The following is a 15,609-nucleotide window of genomic DNA, read 5'->3' as shown; positions in this document are numbered from 1 at the left end:
CTCAGTAAGCATGTTGCTTCGTGGGGTAGTTGAGCAACCAAATCCCGTACGACCACACGTTCCAGCGAACACCCGATCCCCTGTTCGTGTGTTCGTAGCACTGAATGAAGAAACCATGGGTGTCAGACCGGCGCCGGTACGCGCTCCAACAGCCGCCCGATGTCGCGGACGGCGGCCCGGCCGGCCCGGTTGGCGCCGATCGTGGAAGCCGAAGGGCCGTATCCGACCAGGTGGATCCGCTCGTCACGCGCGGCGCGGGTGCCCTCCATGCGGATGCCGCCGCCCGGCTCACGGAGCTTCAACGGCGACAGGTGATCTATCGCGGCCCGGAAACCGGTGGCCCAGAGAATGCGGTCCGCGGCCACCGTGCGTCCGTCGTCCCAGGCCACCCCGTCCGGTGTGATCCGGTCGAACATCGGAAGGCGGTCGAGTACGCCCTCGGCGCGCGCGGCCCGGATCGCGTCGTTCACCGGCAGCCCGGTCACGGCCACGACACTCTGCGGGGGAAGCCCCTCCCGTACCCGTTCCTCGACCCTCGCGACGGCGGCGCGCCCCTGCTCCGCGTCGAACGGACCCTCCCGGAAGACCGGGGGCCGCCGGGTCACCCAGGTCGTCGCCTCGGCGACCTCGGCGATCTCCATCAGATGCTGGGTTCCGGACGCGCCGCCGCCCACCACGACCACCCGCCGGCCGGTGAACTCCTGCGGACCGCGGTACCCGGACGTGTGCAACTGCCTGCCGAGGAAGGTCTCCTGGCCGGGATACCGCGGCCAGAACGGCCGGTCCCAGGTGCCCGTGGCGTTGACCACCGCCCGTGTCGACCAGACCCCCTGCGACGTCTCCACGCGCAGTCGTCCGGCAGCGCCCTCGCGGACGGCTGCGACCTCGACCGGCCGGCGCACCCGCAGCTCGAAGGCGTCCTCGTACGCCGCGAAGTAGTCACCCACCACCTCGGACGACGGCCGGCTCCCGTCGGCGTCCGTCAGCTCCATGCCGGGCAGGGAGTGCATTCCGTGCACCTTGCCGTACGTCAGTCCGGGCCACCGGAACTGCCAGGCGCCGCCCGGTCGCGGGGCGTGATCCAGTACGACGAAGTCACGGTCGGGCACCAGGCCCGCCCGCCGCAGATGGTAGGCGACGGACAGCCCGGCCTGCCCCGCGCCGATGACCACCACGTCCACGTCGCGTACCCGGAAGTCGTTCACGTTTCACCTAACGGCGCGGGGTCCCGGTATCTTCCCGCTCTGCGCTCTGCGCTCTGCGCTCAGCACTGTGGCGCTCAGCGGTGGTCACCGGTGAACAGCAGCGGAGCGCCACAGGGTGCGGGAACGTCTCACCACACGGACGCGCGATCCCACTCCTGGAGAGGGAAGACCTGGAGAGGGAAGACCTGGAGAGGGAAGACCTGGGGAGGGAGGATGGGAGCCATGTCCGAAACCTTCGCCACACACGTCCTGCACATCGAGACCGGCAGCACCGAGACCGTCACCGACCTGACGGAGAACTGCGAGCAGTTCCTGCGGGAGACCGCGGCGGGCCGCGACGGCCTGCTGAACATCTTCGTCCCGCACGCGACGGCTGGGATCGCCGTCATCGAGACCGGAGCGGGCAGCGACGACGACCTCCTCGCCGCCCTGCACGGCCTGCTGCCCGCCGACGACCGCTGGCAGCACCGGCACGGCAGCCGCGGTCACGGCAGGGACCATGTGCTGCCCGCGTTCGTTGCGCCGCACGCGACGCTGCCGGTGATCGGCGGGAGGCTGGAACTCGGGACGTGGCAGTCCGTGTGCCTGGTGGACACGAACATCGACAATCCCGACCGGCAGGTGCGGCTGAGCTTCCTGGGCTGACCAGGACCACTCCCAGGGGCCGTGCCGCCTGCTGCGTCCCTATGACGGATGCCGCAAAAGTCTGCTCGGAGCGCGATGGCTGTCGCGCATGAAGCGGGCTGCGCCATCCCTCGAACGCCAGCGGGAGAACGTGCTCGCTACCGCCGCGTCCGTGGGCGCGCACATCATCGGCTGGGCCGACGACTCGGAGTTCTCAGCGCCACGGACCCCGTCACGCTTCCGAAGCTTGGACTCTGGCTCCGCGATGAGAGGGGCCCTTACGACGGCCTTGTCGGGGCCGTGAGACCCCGGCCGCCCGCCGGGGCCGAGTTCCGCCGTCGTCGGTCGCGCTTGGGCCCGGCCCGCCCTCTGCGCCTTCATGCGGAGGGCGGGCGGTGGATCACCTCAGAGTGTGTCCTTGACCTTGATGTAGCCGCGCTGGACTACGAACTTCTGGTTGGTATTGGTGGAGCCGCACTGGTAGAGGATGACGCTGTCACCGTTGTTGCGGGTGTTGCCGACGTCCAGAAACATTCCGGATTTACGGGGCGTCTCGACGTTCAGAGTGCCGTCGTTGATCGTGTACTCGGTCCCGTTGTGGGGATCTTTGTACTTGAAGCTGCCGTTGTCCTTCGGGAGGGTCACCCCGGAGGGCGCCGAGGCGTTCACGGTGACCTGCGGATCGACTTGGCCAGCGCGTTCCGCAAGCCGCCGCGCACCATTGGGGACAGCAGCCTCGCTTCCCGACATCGCAATCGCAGGCCCGGATGTGGGGAATCTTGTCCAGCAGCGGCATGAGCTGGGTGACGTAGTGTCGGTTTCCGCTGGTCAGAGAGACGGCGAGTGGGGTTCCGTACCGGCCGACGATGTTGTGGTGTGTCGTTGGGGCAAGGGAGACCCGGCCTTGTTGCTCCGCCAATGCCCGGCGGCACGGGTGCCCCAGTCGGCAACTGCGGTCAGGGTGATGGTCGAACGAGGTTGCTGCTCTGCTCGGGTGTAGCACTGGGAGTTGGTTCCTTGGGCGAGATCGGGCGCCCCTATAGTTGACCTTATGAGTCGCTGGGCGGATTTGACCGGGAATGCGTCCGGGGAGCACTATGCCGCACGATTCGCGGCCCTGGCCCGTAGTGGCAAGAACGTGCACGGTGAGGCGCGGTTCTGCGCAGCTCTCGTGCCTGTGGGGGCGCGGGTGCTGGACGCCGGGTGCGGTACCGGACGCGTCATGATCCGGCTCGCGGAACTCGGCTATGACTGTGTCGGGGTGGATCTTGACGCGTCGATGCTGGCAGTGGCGCGGAAGCAGTCGCCTGGCCTGCCCTGGTTCCAGCTCGATCTGGCCGAGTTCGAGCCGACCCTGCTCGGCATTGCAGGAGGCTTCGACCTTATCGTTGCTGCGGGCAATATCTTCCCGTTGCTCGCCCCCGGCACCGAGACCACGGTGGTTGAGCACCTGTCCGCGGCACTGTGTCCGGGCGGCCTGCTGGTCGCCGGCTTCGGTCTGGACGAAGCCCACCTGCCGGTGCCGCCCAGCCTCACGCTGTCGGACTACGACGACTGGTGCTCCGGGGCCGGCCTTACCCTCGTCGACCGGTTCGCCACCTGGGATGCCGACCCTTACGACGGCGGCGGTTATGCCGTCAGCGTCCACCGTCGGTGAGGGCGTACTGGACGTCTTGACTGCAGAGCCCACCAGGCGGGCTGGGGACCACTGTGCGCCGTGGGTAACTCCCTGGAGGTAACCAGTTGTTGGTTTTCATTCCTCGGATGGTGCAGGGCGGCACTTGGGAATAGCCAGGTCGCCGAAAGGCTGAGTTGCCTCAACGGAGTTTGGTGGGAAAGAACACCGACGACCCCTACCGTCAGGTGCGGTTGAGCTTTCCGGGATGCCGGGGTCCACCGAAGCGGGTGACTGTCCACGACGCTCACGACGTGGCGCGACCGACGGAGGTGCATCGATGACCGGTGAGAACGTGTCCGAGGTCGAGTCCGATCAGGTGGCTGAGCCGCAGTCGGCGAGGACCGTGGACGGTCAGCTCATCGACGGGTCGGTGCAGCCGTTCGCAGCCCGTCGTCAGCCCCAACTCCACTGGAATCACCGCTCGTTCGGCAGATCCGTGACACGTGCGGTGAAGGCGAGTACCACACGTACAGAATCTGCCGGAATCAAGCGGGAGACCCCCGCACCGTATGGGTAGCTCTGGTCTGTGCGGCAACTGCCGACGTGTGGGGGAGGACGGGGCGATGAGCGGCATTGTGATTCATCTTCCGCGGGGGAGCGGTGATGTCGGAGGGCGGCCGGGTGACGCGGTGACGTTGCGGCTCGGGCCGGGGGAAGTTGCGCGGTTCGGGCGGGGATCGGCGACGGTCCCGGTCGAACTCCGTCTCGTCGACGCGGCGATCTCCCGGCTGGCCGGTGAGATCCGGGTGACCGACGACCACTGGCAGTTGAGCAACTACAGCGCGACCCACAGCTATCTGGTGGAGAACCCGGAGGGTGCGGGTGAGTACCTGAGGGTGCCGCCTCGACGGGCCGGGGCGCCCATCCCGTTCGAGTTCTCCCGGGTCGTCCTGCCGGCCCTCCGCGACACCACGGTCGCCTTCCACGTGTTCGCCCCCGACCATGTCTACCTCGACCCCGACGGCACCGGTGATCCGAGTGGAAGCCGTACGGTCATGGCGTACTCGCTGGACGAGTCGGCCGCCTACTTCCTGGTACTCGTCGCGCTGTGCGAACCACGGCTGCGGGACGAATCACCGGTCGCGGTGCCGACCACCCCCCAGATCGTCGAGCGGCTCAGGGACCACGCCGCCTGTGCCCGGCTGACCGCCCGTGCGGTCAGTTCGCACATCGACTATCTCGCCGAGGAGAAGTTACGGATCAGCGCCCCGGCCGAGGACGATCCGGGTAAAGGGGCGCGCCGCAACGGCAAGCGGGAGACGATCGTCGGTGTCACGCTGCGGTTCGGGCTCGTGCGGGAGGAGCATCTCGCGCTTCTGCCGCCCCGGAGCGGGACGGCCGTGGGGAAGCGGCCGAAGGCGGAATGACGTGGCAACCGGGGGAGGACAAGTGGTGTACGCCGGCACGGAAGGTGCACCGGAGAGAGCGGTGAACACGGCCGACGCACGGGGGAGCGACCACATGGACGTGCTGCCGCGCGGTTTCCGGCTCGGTGACTGGGAGGTCGTCGAGCTGATCGGGACGGGCGGCTGGTCCACGGTCTACGCGGGCCGGCCCGCCCACGCCGGCACGGGCGATCAGGACACCGGTCCGGGCGCGGAACCCGTCGCGCTCAAGGTGCTGCCGACCGCCGGGCTCACACCGCGCCAGGCCCGCGAGGTGGCCGAGGCGGCCGGCCGTGAGCTCGAACTCGGCCGCCGGGCCAGCCATCCCCGGCTGATCCGCCTGCTGGACTCCCTCGTACTCACCGAACCGGAACACCCTTCCCTGGACGGCGCGATCGTGCTCGTCATGGAGCGCGCCGACTGCAGTCTGCGGGATCTGCTCGCGACCGGAACGAGCGAGGCGGAGGGCGCGCGGATCATCGGCGAGGTCTGCGAGGGTCTCGCCTATCTGCACCGCGGCGGCTGGGTGCACGGGGACCTCAAACCGGACAACGTGCTGGTGGGACCGGACGGTTCGGCCAGACTCTCGGACTTCGGGCTCGCCACGGAGCTGACCGGCACCCACGGGTACGCGCCTCCGATGGGCACGCTCGACTACCTTCCGCCGGAGCGGTGGAAGAGCCGGCTCGGCGTAGACGGTGTGCGGGTCCGGCCGAGCGCCGACGTGTGGGCCCTGGGCATCGTGATCCACGAGGTGTTCGCGTCCGGCGCCTCGCCGTTTCCCGGTGCCACTCCGGCGGCGCGCAGTGCCGCGGCACAGGAGTACGCGGACGGGCGCGCCCCGTTACGCATGGACAACGCGGTGCCGCCGTTCTGGCGTGCGCTGGCCGCCGACTGTCTGGCCCCGACGCACGCCGCCCGTACGGTGCACACCGCCGAGAGCCTGCTGACGCGCATCACCGCATGGCGGGCCGCTGGGACGGAGGCCGCCGGAACAGAGGCCGCTGGGAGTTCCGGGAGTTCGGGGAACTCAGCGCGGTCCTTCGCCGGTCCCGGCGTCGCCGACCGTCCCGCCGCACGTTCGACGGCCCGTGGACGAGGACGCATCCGCGGAGCGCTCGTGGTGGTCGCGGTGTGTGCGCCGGTCTGGGCCTGCGCGGTGCGTGACGATGCGGCCGGCCGGCTCGCCGGATCCGGCCGGCCCGTCGGCCGGCTCCGGGTGTTCAACGCCGAGGAGCGCTGCCAGGACCGAACGGACCGGCGCCTCGTGTGCAGTCTCGGCCTTGCGATCGATCCCTTGCGGCACTACACCCCCGACAACGTCGTACCGGTACGGGTGTGGGACGGCGACATCCTCGCTGTCGACTGCCAACTGTCCGACGGGACGATCATCGTCGACGAGGAGGGCACGCCGTCGACCCACTGGTACCGGGTACGTCTCCCGTCGGGTTCCGCACGCTCCACGGCGTGGCTGCCCGCCGTACGCACCAGGGACCGGCCGGCGGTTCCCCGGTGCCTGAGTCCCACGGCTCACCGGCAGTCGGAGGCTCCCACTGCCTGAGGACACCTCCGCGCCGGGCCGACCTGGCCGCCGCCGATGCGGAGGGGCGCGACCGCGCGATGCCGCTGTTCACCGGTCGGCACGGCTCGCGCACCAAGTCGTTAGCGGACAGGGGGACGCGCTGTCACTCCGGATCGTTCCGGGTGCCCTGCTCCGGGTCCCTGTCACTACCGTGCGGGTCGTGCCGGTCCACGGACGGGGACGACCCGGTCCGAGGAGGGTTCCATGACATCTGATCTGCTCGCAGGCCCCGCGTCCTTCAGCGGCAAGCGGATCTACTGGCTCTCCGTCGGTCAACTCGCCCCGCTCGTACCGCCGAAGGGCAACTCCAACTCGGCCTGACCTCGTACGACAACTCCACACCCTCACCCTCAGAGAGGTTCACGATGTCCGTCGAACCGAGACCGCAGGACCAACCGCTCACCCGCCGACTGACACTCAAGGCGGGTGTGGGGCTCGTTCTCGGGGCGGGGCTGGCCGCCGCCCCCTTGCCCGCCGCTGCGGCGACCGGGAGCACGCCGAAACCGCGTACCGGCCCGCGCGTCCTCGCAAGCGGCGCCTCCCTGTGCGACCAGCCCGGTGACTCGGCGAGCGCCCAGGGCCTGGGCTCCGGCGACCTCGCGATCCCCTACTACCGGGAGCACGACGGCTCGTGGGGCTATGTCTTCGGCGACTCGTGGACCGGCATTCAGCAGACCGGCGACTACATGGGCTCGCCGATCATGCTGAACCAGGATGGTTTCGACGCCTCGGGACAGACCCCGATCTCGTTCACCTGGGCGATGCCCAGCGGCGGAGGGGCACGGCAGCTCTTCGACTACACCCCTCAGCAGGACAACGGCCACGGCTGGGAATTCAGCCGCATCCCCAACGACTGCGTGGAGTTCGGCGGCCGTACCTACCTCCAGTACACGTCCGTGAACACCTGGACCCCCGGTGCCGGCCGTGACGGTTCCCTGATGTCCGGCGTCGCCTACTCCGACGACTACGGGGTCACCTGGACCGACTACCCGTACCACTGGGCCGGTGACGAGCAGGGAACCAACCAGTCCATGTACGGCATGTGGTCGTTCGCGGGCATCGACCCCGACGGCTGGCTGTACGTCTTCTCCAAGCGCTGGAACGGCAGCCACCGCAACACCGCCGACGGCGGTGCGATCCAGCTGTTCCGTATCCAGCCGAGCGACTTCCGCGACGGAAATTTCGGAGCACAGCAGAACTGGGCGTACGTGGGCAACAGTTGGCAGTGGACCACGGATGCGGCGCCCTCGGCGATCCTCACCGGCAACAACATCGGTGAGTTCTCCGTGAAACGGATCGGATCCACGTACTGCATGAGCTACTTCGACGTGGACGACTACTCGATCTGCACCCGCACCGCGTCCCGCCCCGACGCGGTGTGGTCCGCGCCCACCCCGCAGATCGTCGGCAACAACACGGTCCCGCCCAGCCATTGGGGCAGGCCTCAGGTGCCCACCCTGTACGGCGGCTACATCCACCCCGGCAGCGCGAGCGCCACCTCCCTGACGCTGATCGTCTCCCAGTGGAACGGCCAGAAGGGCTCCCCTCCGTACTGGGCGCTCCAGTTCGACGGGGTGAACCCGTGACGGGCTTCGTGGGTGGCGTCCGGCGGGACAGTGCCGCCGTTCGGCGTGCGGGATGTGTGATGGCTGTGCTGTTGCTCATGGCGGTCGTGACCGCGCTGAGCGGTCGGCCCGCGTGGGCGCGGGACGCGAACCCCGTGCCCGGACCTCTCGGGAACCGGGCGCCCGCCGCGGTGTTCTGCGACGTCCCGGCCGACCGGGACATCGCCGTCACGCGCAAGGTCTACGAGGTGGGCCAGCGCATGAACGTCTCCGACAAGGTGATGCTGGCCGGCTTCGAGACGGGCTGGGTCGAGTCCCACATGAACAACCTGAACTGCGGGGACCGGGACTCACTCGGTGTCTTCCAGCAGCGGCCCTCACAGGGCTGGGGCACGGCTGAACAGATCCTCGACGTCGACTACGCGGCGGGCAAGTTCTTCGAAGTGGCCCAGCAGATGGAGCCCGGCATGGAGGGCAGTACCGCCGGGCAGCTCGCCCAGGCCGTGCAGCGCTCCGCCTACCCGGACCGGTACGACGAGGCGGAGGGCACCGCCCGGCAGCAGCGGGACGAGGCGTTCCAGCCGTACGGCACGATCGGGGCGAAGTACGCCGACCTGGGCGGCCCCGGTGGCATCCTCGGGCCGCCGATCCGCGCCGAGGCGGACGCCTCCCTCGGCGGGCGCTTCCAGCAGTTCCAGAACGGCATCATCCTCTGGCACCCGGACGTGGCCTACGCGGTCCACGGGGACATCCTGACCGAGTTCTGGGCGACGGACGCGGAGCGCAGCTGGGGCTTCCCGACGATGGACGAGGCGGACGCCGCACAGGCGCCCGACGGTACCCGGGGCCGCTACCAGTTCTTCGAACACGGCCTGTTCCTGTGGTCGCCGCAGACCGGTGCGCACATCGTCCACGGCGCGATCTACGACGCGTTCCACGCCGCGGGCCACGAGGGCGCTCTCGGCTACCCCGTCGCCGACGAGGTGGACGAGGGCAACGGCAGGGCCCAGCAGTTCCAGAAGGTCACGATCCACTGGAACGCCGACCGGGGCACCTGGATCACCGACAACTGACGGATCAGCCATAAGTGCCGGACCGTCACCAACTGTCAGCAATCCCGTCAGTCATGCGAATCAGGAGATCATGTTGAGCGAGCACCGGCCCACGCGCAGGAGTGTCCTCAAGGCCGTCGGCGGCGCGTCCGCGGCGCTGGCAGTCGGGGGCGCGGGCGTCCTCGCGTCCGCGTCGTCGGCCGCCGCGGCCGACGACGGCTTCGGGCTGCACATCGTCGAGCACAACGAGAGCGACCCCCGCATGTGGTACTACCGGTTCCAGACCGCCGAGATCGGCTGGAACCCCGGCGTCAACGTCCTGCTCCCCGACGACTACCACACCAGCGGTCGCACCTACCCCGTCCTGTACCTGCTCCACGGCGGCCTCCAGGACTTCATCACCTTCGACAGCCCGCCCCAGAACATCCGCGACTGGACGGCCGGCAAGCCGCTCATCGTCGTGATGCCCGACGGTGGCCACGCGGGCTGGTACTCCAACCCGGTCAGCTCCAACGCCGGCCCCCGCAACTGGGAGGCCTTCCACATGAACCAGCTGCTCCCGTGGGTCGAGGCGAACTTCCGGACGTACGCCGAGTACGACGGCCGTGCCGTGTCGGGGTTCTCGATGGGCGGCTTCGGGGCTCTGAAGTACGCGGCGAAGTACTACGGAACCTTCGCCTCGGTGAGCGCCCACTCCGGGCCGGCCAGTCTGCGCCGCGACGGCGGTCTGGTCGTCCACTGGGCCAACGTGTCCTCCGCGGCCTCGGACCTGGGCGGTGGCACGGTCTACGGCGCGCCGCTGTGGGACGAGGCCAGGGTCAGCGCCGACAACCCGGTGGAGCGCATCGAGAGCTACCGGAACAAGCGGGTCTTCCTGGTCGCCGGCACCAGCCCCGACCCGACCAACCCGTTCGACTCGTTCAACGAGACCCAAGTGCTCGCCGGGCAGCGGGAATTCCGCGGCCTCCTCGACAACGCGGGCATCCCGTACGAGGCACACGAGGAGCCCGGCGGACACATCATTCGCGAAGCCATGGTCCGTCTGGACATCGACGGCATCGTCGGCCGTCTCCGTAAGGCGTAGCCGAGGCGGTCCGGCAGGCCGGGTGCGCGACGCCGGTGTCAGCGTGCCCGGTGCCTGCCCTTCAGCCGGGGAACGTCGGCCCGTCGTGGCGGAGCGGGACGTGGCGACGGCCCTGGACCGTGATCCGGCCGTCGCCACGACTCACGCGCCACTCACCCGCTGTCCCCTGCGGAACCCTCCAGATCCTCGACCGTGATCTCACGCTTGAGGATCTTGCCCGTAGCCCCCTTGGGGAGTTCGTCGGTGAACGTCACGATTCTGGGGTACTTGTAGGCGGCCACCCGCTCACGGACGAAGTCACGGATCTGGTCCGCCGTGGCCCCGCTGCCCTCCCGCCGGACGACGACGGCGGCCACCTCCTCGCCGTGCAGGTCGTGCGGCACACCGACGACCGCGGCCTCGGCCACGGCGGGGTGCTCGTACAGCACCTCCTCGACCTCCCGCGGGTAGACGTTGTACCCGCCGCGGATGATGAGGTCCTTCCGACGGTCGACGATGAAGTAGAAGCCGTCCTCGTCGACGCGTGCGAGGTCGCCGCTGCGGAACCACCCGTCGTGCAAGGCCCCGGCGGTCGCCTCCGGCCGGTTCCAGTAGCCCTTCATGACGTTCTCGCCGCGGATCGCGATCTCACCGACCTCGCCGGGACGCACCGGCGCGCCCTCCGCCGACACGAGGGTCATCTCGACGCCGCGGACGGGCAGCCCGATCGACCCTGCCTTGCGAGGCCGGTCCGGATGATTGAACGAGGTCACCGGGGAGGTCTCGGACAGCCCGTACCCCTCCAGCACGATGACGTCGAAGTTCTGCTCGAACGCGTGCAGGATCTCGACGGGCAGCGCCGAGCCGCCGGACACGGCCAGCCGCAGCCGGGAGAGACCGGAGGCGTCGAAGCCGTCGGAGGTCTCGGTCCGGAGCAGGGCGGTGTACATGGTGGGCACGCCGAGGAAGACGGTGACCCGGTCCCGGTGCATGATCTCCAGCGCCCGGCGCGGATCGAACCGTGGCAGCAGGGTGAGTGCCGCCCCCGCCGAGATCGCGGCGTTGAGGGCGCAGGTCTGTCCGAACGCGTGGAACAGGGGGAGTCCGCCGAAGAGCACGTCGTCCGGCCCCAACGTCAGCAGCGTCTCGACCGTGGTGACCGTGTTGCTGATCAGATTGCCGTGCGTGAGCTCGGCGCCCTTCGGGGTGCCGGTCGTGCCGGAGGTGTAAAGGATCACCGCTGTGTCGCTCGGCGCCCGGTCGCCGACCCCGGGCTCCGGCGACACGGCCCGCAGCGCGGCATCGAACGCCGCCGAGCCCGTGACCAGGCACTCGGCCCCGGTCTCCGCCGCGGCCCGGGTGGCTTCCCCCGCCGACATCGGAGACGTCACCACCGTCCGTGCACCGGAGTCGCGGAGCACGAACGCGATCTCCCGTGCCTTGAGCAGCGGATTCATCGGCACCACGACGGCCCCGGCGCGGAGGACGCCGTAGTACGCGACCGGGAAGGAAGTGATGTTGGGCATCGCCAGGGCGACCCGATCGCCCGGCCGGACTCCGTCGGCGTGGAGCAGCGCCGCCATCCGGGCGCTCGCGTCGTCCAGTTCCGCGTACGTCAGAACGGTTTCGGACTCGCGTACGGCGACTCGGCCGCCGTGCTGCCGGGCGGCGTGCACCAGGAATGTGGCCAGGTTGGTCATGCCGTTGCCTCCTCGGGTCGGAGCAGCCGGCGCGTCTGCCACGGGCCCGGCACCGGATGCCCTGCCCGTGGTCGAACGCCGCATCCTCTGTCAGGGTGCCCCGCGCGGTCGCCGGCCGTCCGCGGTGCACCTGCGGAGCCACCACGGTAGGTCGCGCGGCATCCGGGTGCTTGACGTGGCGGGACAGGCTACTTACCTTTCGGGGACACCGCGGTGAGGAGTGCGATGAGACCGCTTGTCCGCAGCGCGGCACTCAACGGCTATGTGGAGTTGAGCCGTTCGCTGGCCATCGACCCGCAGCCGCTCATGCAGCGTGTGGGGTTGGACGCCGCCGCCCTCACCGTGCAGGACCGGTGGATCTCCGGCGTTGCGGTGGCCCGCCTGCTGGAAGTCTCGGCGGCCGACTCCGGCCATGAGGACTTCGGCCTGCGGATGTCCGAGTTCCGGCGCCTGGGCAGTCTCGGCCCCATCAGCCTCGCCCTCCGTGAGGAACCGGACGTACGCAGTGTGCTGGAGCTGCTGCTGCGCCATGAGCACATGTACAACGCGGCACTCCATGCCCGGCTCTCCGAGCGGGAGGACCTGGCCACCCTGAAGGTGGCACTCGACTTCGGGGAGGCGGTGGAGGCCCGGCAGGCCACCGAGCTGGCCGTGGGCGCGTTCCACCTGGTGCTGCGCATGTTCCTGGGCCCCCAGTGGCTGCCACTCTCCGTGTACTTCGCCCATGGGGCGCCGGCGGACCGCGGCACGCATCGGCGGATTTTCGGCCCGACGGTGCAGTTCGACCAGGAATTCGACGGAATCATCTTCTCGGCGAGTGATCTCGACCTGCCCAACACGGCGTCCGATCCGCTGCTCAGGAACTATGCCCGGCAGTACGTCGAGACCGTCGCGGTTCCGAGGGACACCGACACCGTGGACCGGGTGCGCGAGCTGATCGAGGTCCTGCTGCCGACCGGGCGGTGCTCGGTGGACCGGGTCGCGCGCAGCCTGGGCGTGGACCGGCGCAGCGTGCACCGGCGCCTCGCGAGCACCGGCGACACCTTTTCCTCGCTCCTCAATTCGACGCGCGTGCGGATGGCCGAGCAGTTCGTGGCGAACCCGAGCCGCTCTCTCACCGAGGTCTCCGATCTGCTCGGCTTCTCCACGGCCAGTGCCTTCTCCCGTTGGTTCCGGGAGCAGTTCGGGTGCAGCCCGAGGGAGTGGCGTGGCCGGGCGACGACCGGCTCCGACCTCACGAGGACCGACCCCCACTGACCGCCCCTCCGGGCGCTCACTCACCGCTGCGGTGCCTCGCAGCAGGCTGCCGTGGGTCCGTCACCGCACCGTCGCGGGAGAGTCCCCAAACGGCAAGTTCCCCGTCCCACAGGGTTAAGCGCGCGCGTTCATCGGCTCCTACCTTGGGGTTCACCGCAACGTAGCCGCGTTCCGCGAGGGCGGCCCGCAGGTACTCCCGATCCGAGCCGTCTGTGCACGGCAGGGTCGTCACGGCCTCACCCCGTCCTCGCCATCAGGCTCGTGCCACCCCGCGTACCAGACGCAGGTGGGGGCCGACCCAACCGACGAAGGAGACGGACCGTGCACTTCCACGACGACTCGCTCTATCCCGAGAACCAGGAACCGCTGGTCATCCAGGCGGCGCCCTACGGACCCGAGTGGCTGCCCGGTGACGCCGACGACATCCCCCTCACCATGGACGAGCACGTCCAGGCCGCCGTCGACTGCTACGACGCCGGCGCCACCGTGCTGCACATCCACGTGCGCGAGCTCGACGGCCACGGCTCCAAGCGGATGTCCATGTTCAACGAGCTGATCGGCCGGCTGCGCGAGGCCGTGCCGGACATGGTCCTGCAGATCGGCGGATCGATCTCCTTCGCCCCCGAGGGCGAGGGCGACGAGGCGAAGTGGCTCAGCTACGACACCCGCCACCTGCTGGCCGATCTCGACCCCAGGCCCGACCAGGTGACGATCGCCATCAACACCAGCCAGATGAACATCGTCGAGATCATGACGGACGACGACCTCCAGGGAACGTCGATCGCGAACCCGGCGATGTACAAGGCGTACCGGGACATGGTCGTCGAGGCCGGACCGGACTTCTACCTGGAACACCTGAAACGGCTCCGCGCGAACGGCATCCAGCCGCACTTCCAACTCGCCACCCTGGCCCAGCTGGAGACCGTGGAGCGGCTGATCAGGGCCGGGATCCACACCGGCCCGCTGGTCCTCAACTACGTGGCGATCGGCGGCGGATTCGCCGGCCGGCACCCCGCCGACCTGATCGAGTTCATCCGTCGCACCCCGGACGGCGCCGTCCTCACCATCGAGAGCTCCATGCGCGCCGTGGCGCCGATGAACGCGATCGGGATCGCGCTCGGCGCTCACGTACGGGTCGGCAACGAGGACAACCTCTGGAGCCGCAAGGGCGTGCCCATGAGTTCGGTCGCCCAGGTGGAGCAGATGGTCAGGATTTCGGAGAGCCTCGGCCGTCCCGTCGCGACCGGGCTCGAAGCCAGGAAGATCTACCGGCTCGGCGAGTACTTCACGGACACCGACGAGACCCTCGCGCAGCTCGGCATGGTGCCGAACCGGCGCCCCGGGCAGCGCGGCTTCATGCTGCGCAACCCCAAGAACTGACCCGCGCCCGCCCCACGGCGGTGCCCGCGGAGTACCCACTCGGGCTCCCGCGGGCACCGCCGCCCCGAAGACAGCAAGGGAGTTCCCCGTGGCACACACCATCCGCTTCCACGAGACCGGCGGCCCCGAGGTACTGCGCTGGGAGGAGGCCACCGTCGGGGACCCCGGTCCCGGCGAGGTACGGATTCGCCACGAAGCGGTGGGGCTGAACTTCGCCGACATCTACTTCCGCACCGGGCTCTACCCGGCTCCGCTGCCCGCCGGACTCGGCGTGGAGGCCGCAGGCGTGATCGAGGCGGTCGGCGCGGACGTGTCCGGCTTCGCCGAGGGGGACCGTGTGACCTACACCGGCAGCCCGCTCGGGGCCTACAGCACCGAACGGATCATGCCTCCGGACTCGCTGATCAAGCTGCCGGACGAGATCGGCTTCGAGACCGCTGCCGCGATGACCATGCGTGGCCTCACCTCCTCGTACCTGCTGCGCAGGATCTACCCGCTGAAGCCCGGCGACACGGTGCTGCTGCATGCGGCGGCGGGCGGCGTCGGGCTCATCGTCTGCCAGTGGGCCGAACTGCTGGGCCTCACGGTGATCGGCACGGTATCCACCGAGGAGAAGGCGGAGGTCGCCCGCGCCCACGGCTGCGACCACATCGTGTACTACCGGCGGGAGAACGTGGCCGAGCGGGTGCGCGAACTGACCGGCGGCGCCGGTGTACCGGTGGTGTTCGACAGCGTCGGGGCGACCACCTACGCCGATTCGCTGGCGTCCCTGCGGCGGCGCGGCCTGCTGGTGTGCTTCGGTACCGCCTCGGGGCCCGTACCTCCGATCGACGCCGCCCAACTGGCCCTCCATGGATCGGCCTTCGTGACCCGCCCGGCCCTGGCCGACTACATCGCCGATCCGGCGGAGCGCGCCGAACTGGCCGGCGAACTGTTCGGACATGTCGCCGCCGGACGCATCAAGATCGAGATCAATCAGCGCTACGCCCTCGAGGACGCGTCCCAGGCACACCGGGACCTGGCGAGCGGCCGGACGACAGGATCCTCCGTCTTCGTCCTCTGACCCTTCCCGTTCCGACCCTCCCCGGAGCACGGCCCAGGCGCCTTCCGGCGTCGCT

Annotated in this window: 13 protein-coding genes and 1 pseudogene; 10 read left to right on the top strand and 4 right to left on the bottom strand. The window is 69.6% G+C overall.

Annotated features, from left to right (window positions below; translation table 11 throughout):
* Positions 1-122 precede the first annotated feature (122 nt).
* A complete protein-coding gene (locus OG709_RS03980) occupies positions 123-1,205 on the bottom strand; it encodes an FAD-dependent oxidoreductase (RefSeq protein ID WP_250300670.1) in 1,083 nt (360 codons plus the stop codon).
* A 222-nt stretch (positions 1,206-1,427) separates the two neighbouring features.
* Here OG709_RS03980 and OG709_RS03975 point away from each other — a divergent pair, with 222 nt between their 5' ends.
* Complete coding sequence (locus OG709_RS03975; RefSeq protein WP_250300668.1) at positions 1,428-1,850, top strand: secondary thiamine-phosphate synthase enzyme YjbQ; 423 nt, start codon at positions 1,428-1,430, stop codon at positions 1,848-1,850.
* Between the two features lie 384 nt (positions 1,851-2,234).
* On the opposite strand, the gene OG709_RS03970 is transcribed toward OG709_RS03975, so the two are convergent.
* Complete coding sequence (locus OG709_RS03970; RefSeq protein ID WP_250300879.1) at positions 2,235-2,498, bottom strand: RICIN domain-containing protein; 264 nt, start codon at positions 2,496-2,498, stop codon at positions 2,235-2,237.
* A gap of 94 nt (positions 2,499-2,592) precedes the next feature.
* Positions 2,593-2,718 (bottom strand): annotated as a pseudogene (locus OG709_RS03965) (IS5/IS1182 family transposase); the annotation flags it as partial.
* Positions 2,719-2,880: 162 nt separating this feature from the next.
* Between OG709_RS03965 and OG709_RS03960 the strand changes: the two are divergent.
* The 6 genes from OG709_RS03960 (at position 2,881) to OG709_RS03935 (ending at position 10,175) form a co-directional block, all read left to right on the top strand.
* The gene (locus tag OG709_RS03960; RefSeq protein ID WP_250300667.1) at positions 2,881-3,486 is read left to right on the top strand and encodes a class I SAM-dependent methyltransferase; all 606 of its coding nucleotides are present in this window, start codon (positions 2,881-2,883) and stop codon (positions 3,484-3,486) included.
* A 584-nt stretch (positions 3,487-4,070) separates the two neighbouring features.
* Positions 4,071-4,874, top strand: coding sequence for a serine/threonine protein kinase (locus tag OG709_RS03955; RefSeq protein ID WP_250300665.1), 804 nt, complete (start codon positions 4,071-4,073; stop codon positions 4,872-4,874).
* 94 nt (positions 4,875-4,968) lie between these two features.
* Positions 4,969-6,453: a serine/threonine-protein kinase gene (locus OG709_RS03950; protein ID WP_329169048.1), complete on the top strand. Its 1,485-nt coding sequence runs from the start codon at positions 4,969-4,971 to the stop codon at positions 6,451-6,453.
* Between the two features lie 386 nt (positions 6,454-6,839).
* Complete coding sequence (locus OG709_RS03945) at positions 6,840-8,060, top strand: DUF4185 domain-containing protein (RefSeq protein ID WP_329164831.1); 1,221 nt, start codon at positions 6,840-6,842, stop codon at positions 8,058-8,060.
* Positions 8,061-8,119: 59 nt separating this feature from the next.
* A complete protein-coding gene (locus OG709_RS03940) occupies positions 8,120-9,112 on the top strand; it encodes an LGFP repeat-containing protein (protein ID WP_443068530.1) in 993 nt (330 codons plus the stop codon).
* A 70-nt stretch (positions 9,113-9,182) separates the two neighbouring features.
* Positions 9,183-10,175 (top strand): alpha/beta hydrolase, encoded by a 993-nt coding sequence (locus OG709_RS03935; RefSeq protein ID WP_250300660.1) that lies wholly within the window; start codon positions 9,183-9,185, stop codon positions 10,173-10,175.
* Between the two features lie 152 nt (positions 10,176-10,327).
* Here OG709_RS03935 and OG709_RS03930 read toward each other — a convergent pair whose 3' ends face one another.
* Positions 10,328-11,854: a long-chain-fatty-acid--CoA ligase gene (locus tag OG709_RS03930; protein ID WP_266644221.1), complete on the bottom strand. Its 1,527-nt coding sequence runs from the start codon at positions 11,852-11,854 to the stop codon at positions 10,328-10,330.
* A gap of 225 nt (positions 11,855-12,079) precedes the next feature.
* Between OG709_RS03930 and OG709_RS03925 the strand changes: the two genes are divergently transcribed.
* From OG709_RS03925 to OG709_RS03915, 3 genes are all read left to right on the top strand, one after another.
* Complete coding sequence (locus tag OG709_RS03925; protein ID WP_250300658.1) at positions 12,080-13,111, top strand: AraC family transcriptional regulator; 1,032 nt, start codon at positions 12,080-12,082, stop codon at positions 13,109-13,111.
* Positions 13,112-13,432: 321 nt separating this feature from the next.
* Positions 13,433-14,491, top strand: a complete 1,059-nt coding sequence (locus OG709_RS03920; RefSeq protein ID WP_250300656.1) for a 3-keto-5-aminohexanoate cleavage protein — start codon at positions 13,433-13,435, stop codon at positions 14,489-14,491.
* 88 nt (positions 14,492-14,579) lie between these two features.
* Entirely contained in the window at positions 14,580-15,554 is a 975-nt protein-coding gene (locus OG709_RS03915) for a quinone oxidoreductase family protein (RefSeq protein WP_250300653.1), read from the top strand.
* Positions 15,555-15,609: the final 55 nt, after the last annotated feature.

The sequence above is a fragment of the Streptomyces sp. NBC_01267 genome (genome assembly GCF_036241575.1).
In the GTDB taxonomy this organism is placed as follows: Bacteria; Actinomycetota; Actinomycetes; order Streptomycetales; family Streptomycetaceae; genus Streptomyces.
This window is presented reverse-complemented; position numbering and strand designations above follow the sequence as displayed.

What these genes read in the sequence shown, in the direction of transcription:
- OG709_RS03975 (WP_250300668.1), top strand. Translation starts at nt 1,428, where the DNA reads ATGTCCGAAACCTTCGCCACACACGTCCTGCACATCGAGACCGGCAGC.
- OG709_RS03960 (WP_250300667.1), top strand. Translation starts at nt 2,881, where the DNA reads ATGAGTCGCTGGGCGGATTTGACCGGGAATGCGTCCGGGGAGCACTAT.
- OG709_RS03955 (WP_250300665.1), top strand. Translation starts at nt 4,071, where the DNA reads ATGAGCGGCATTGTGATTCATCTTCCGCGGGGGAGCGGTGATGTCGGA.
- OG709_RS03950 (WP_329169048.1), top strand. Translation starts at nt 4,969, where the DNA reads ATGGACGTGCTGCCGCGCGGTTTCCGGCTCGGTGACTGGGAGGTCGTC.
- OG709_RS03945 (WP_329164831.1), top strand. Translation starts at nt 6,840, where the DNA reads ATGTCCGTCGAACCGAGACCGCAGGACCAACCGCTCACCCGCCGACTG.
- OG709_RS03940 (WP_443068530.1), top strand. Translation starts at nt 8,120, where the DNA reads ATGGCTGTGCTGTTGCTCATGGCGGTCGTGACCGCGCTGAGCGGTCGG.
- OG709_RS03935 (WP_250300660.1), top strand. Translation starts at nt 9,183, where the DNA reads ATGTTGAGCGAGCACCGGCCCACGCGCAGGAGTGTCCTCAAGGCCGTC.
- OG709_RS03930 (WP_266644221.1), bottom strand. Translation starts at nt 11,854, where the DNA reads ATGACCAACCTGGCCACATTCCTGGTGCACGCCGCCCGGCAGCACGGC.
- OG709_RS03925 (WP_250300658.1), top strand. Translation starts at nt 12,080, where the DNA reads ATGAGACCGCTTGTCCGCAGCGCGGCACTCAACGGCTATGTGGAGTTG.